This is a genomic window from Pseudoduganella sp. RAF53_2, from assembly GCF_052113985.1.
In the GTDB taxonomy this organism is placed as follows: domain Bacteria; phylum Pseudomonadota; class Gammaproteobacteria; order Burkholderiales; family Burkholderiaceae_D; genus Rugamonas.
The window spans coordinates 1-3,228 of record NZ_JBFRDW010000667.1 but is presented as its reverse complement, the minus strand read 5'-3'; the positions used below and the strand labels follow the sequence as shown (position 1 = coordinate 3,228).

2 protein-coding genes are annotated in these 3,228 nt (G+C 59.0%); one reads left to right on the top strand and one right to left on the bottom strand.

The window, feature by feature from the left end; translation table 11 throughout:
- The coding region (gene ppk1, locus AB4Z11_RS27465) for a polyphosphate kinase 1 (RefSeq protein ID WP_442029011.1) at window positions 1-1,902 on the bottom strand (1,902 nt) is incomplete at its 3' end.
- A gap of 173 nt (window positions 1,903-2,075) precedes the next feature.
- Here ppk1 and pstS point away from each other — a divergent pair.
- The gene (pstS, locus tag AB4Z11_RS27460) at window positions 2,076-3,113 is read left to right on the top strand and encodes a phosphate ABC transporter substrate-binding protein PstS (RefSeq protein WP_442029012.1); all 1,038 of its coding nucleotides are present in this window, start codon (window positions 2,076-2,078) and stop codon (window positions 3,111-3,113) included.
- Window positions 3,114-3,228: the final 115 nt, after the last annotated feature.

Here is a 3,228-nt window from a genome sequence, read left to right as displayed (position 1 = left end):
GACGAGGATAGGGAAGGCCACCTCGATGCGGCGCAGCAGATTGCGGTTCATCCAGTCCGCGCTGGCCAGGTAGATGTCATGCGCCAGGTCATTGCGGAAGTAATAAATGCGGCTGTGTTCAAGGAAGCGGCCGATGATGGAGCGCACCTTGATGTTTTCCGACAGGCCCGGCACGCCCGGCTTCAGCATGCACGCGCCGCGTACGATCAGATCGATCTTCACACCGTCTTTCGAAGCGGCGTAGAGCGCGCGGATAACCGGCTCGTCGGTCAATGCATTGATTTTAGCGATAATCCGCGCCGGACGCCCGCTCTTTGCAATTTTCTGTTCGTTCTTGATTGCCTTGATGATCTCGGATTGCAGTGAGAACGGCGCCAGCCAGATATTGCTGAGCTTTTGCGGCTTGGCCAGGCTGGTCAGGTGCATGAACACCTCGTTGACGTCGCGGCCCATGGCCGGGTCGGCCGTCAGCAGGCCGAAGTCGGTATACAGCTTGGTCGTCGAGGGATGGTAGTTGCCGGTGCCRAGGTGGGCGTAGTAGCACAGGCCGCCTTCATCGCGGCGTATCACCAGGGCGATCTTGGCGTGGGTCTTCAGGCCCACCACGCCGTACACCACCTGCGCGCCGGCTTGTTCCAGCTTGTCGGCCCAGTTGATATTTGYTTCCTCGTCGAAGCGCGCCATCAGTTCCACCACCACGGTCACTTCCTTGCCGCTACGGGCGGCCGCGATCAGGGCTTCCATCAGGTCGGAGTTCATGCCGGTGCGGTAGACGGTTTGCTTGATCGCCACCACGTTCGGATCAAGCGCGGCGCTGCGGATGAAGTCGATAACGGTCTGGAAACTCTGGTAAGGATGGTGCAGCAGGATATCGTTCTTGCGCAGGGTGGCAAAGATGTCGCTGGCCACGGTCTTGGTCAGGCTGCCCGGCACGAATGGCGGCCAGCGCAGTTCCGGCTTGCGCGACTGGTCCACGATTTCGTTCAGGCGCACCATATTCACCGGGCCATCCACCTGATACAGGCGGGTCTGGTCCAGGCCGAACTGGTCGAGCAGGAACTGGGACAGCTCCGGCGGGCAGTTCTTGGYCACTTCCAGCCGCACCGAGGTGCCGAATTGACGGCCTTGCAACTCCCCCTTCAGGGCCTGGCGCAGATTCTTGACCTCATCCTCATCGACCCACAGATCGGAATCGCGGGTGACCCGGAATTGCGAATATGCCATCACGTCACGGCCGGCGAACAGATCGGAAATATGGGCGTGAATAATAGAAGAGAGCAGGCAGAACGATACGCCGTGCGGCGACAGGTGGTCCGGCAGGCGCACCACGCGCGGCAGCACGCGCGGCGCCTTCACGATGGCAATCGCGGTGCCGCGGCCGAAGGCATCCTTGCCGCTCAGCGCCACGATAAAGTTCAGACTCTTATTAATAACCTGCGGGAAGGGGTGGGCCGGATCGAGGCCGATCGGGGTCAGCAGGGGGCGCACTTCGCGCTCGAAATATTCCTTGACCCAGGCGCGCTGCGCTTCGTTGCGCTCGGAGTGGCGCACGATGTGCACGCCCTGGGCGCGCAGTTCCGGCAGCACTGCGGTATTTAATATCTCATATTGGCGGCGCACCAGACCGTGGCACTCTTCGCTGACGCGGGCCAGGGTGCTTTGCAGGGCAGGGTGGTCGGCCATATCGCCTTCCACCGCGGCAGCCAGCAGGCTGGCCACGCGTACTTCAAAGAATTCATCCAGATTACTGCTGACGATGCACAGATAGCGCAGTCGTTCCAGTACCGGAATTGCCGGGTCTTCGGCCTGGGCCATCACACGGCGGTTAAATGCCAGTTGCGACAGCTCCCGGTCCAAAAAGATTGCCTGTTTAGCGGCTTCGGCGCGGAGTTCCGGTTTCATGGTACTTGTCATTTTTTTACTGTTTCATTGGCCTTATTGTAGTGTAATTAAGCTTTGTGACAGGTTTATGACCATACAAAAATGAATTTTAGTTATGTCATAAAGCTGTAATATTGACGTCATACAYTGCGCAGCATTCAACCCCAACCCCCCAAGAGGATCTTGATATGCGTATGAAACAGTTGTTGACCTCCTTCGTTGTTGGCGCATCCGCGGCAATGACGTTCGCTAGCGCTTTTGCAGCGGACATGACCGGCGCAGGCGCAACTTTCCCTTACCCGATTTACGCTAAGTGGGCTGAGTCCTACAAGGCAGCTACCGGCAACGGCCTGAACTACCAATCCATCGGTTCCGGCGCTGGTATCAAACAGATCAAAGCCAAGACCGTTGATTTCGGCGCATCCGACATGCCTCTGAAAGCAGAAGAGCTGGACGCTGACGGCCTGATGCAGTTCCCAGCCATCATGGGTGGTGTGGTGACCGTGGTTAACCTGGATGGCGTAGCTCCTGGCCAGCTGAAGCTGACCGGTCCGGTTGTTGCTGACATCTACCTGGGCAAGATCACCAAGTGGAACGACGGCGCGATCGCTGCTCTGAACGCCGGCGTGAAGCTGCCAGCTGACGAAATCACCGTGGTGCACCGCGCTGACGGCTCCGGCACCTCCTTCCTGTTCACCGACTTCCTGTCCAAGTCCTCCCCAGAGTTCAAGACCAAGATCGGTTCCGGCACCGCTGTGAAGTGGGCTACCGGCGTGGGCGGTAAAGGTAACGAAGGCGTGGCTGCTAACGTGCAGCGTATCAAAGGCTCCATCGGCTACGTCGAGTGGGCTTACGCCAAGAAGAACAAGATGTCCCACACCCAGCTGAAGAACAAGGATGGCGTGTTCCTGCAGCCTGATGATGACAACTTCAAGGCCGCTGCTGCCAACGCGGAATGGACCAAGACCCCAGGTTTCGGCGTGGTGCTGACCGACCAGGCTGGCAAGCAATCCTGGCCAATCACCGGCGTGTCCTTCATCCTGATGCACAAGGCACAGGCTGACGCTGCACGCGGCAAGGAAGTCGTGAAGTTCTTCGACTGGGCCTTCAAGAACGGCGGCGCTGCTGCTACCGAACTGGACTACGTACCACTGCCAGCATCCGTTGTGAAGCTGGTCCAGGATTCCTGGAAAGCTAACCTGAAAGACGCTTCGGGCAAAGCAATCTACTAATGAGCGCGGCGGATCAATGATCCGCCCTACGCCCGGACGGCCGGGCTACCTCCTCGTAGGGCGGGTCATTGACCCGCCGGTAGTGGCGAGGGGGTTAGCCGGGAAATCCTGTATC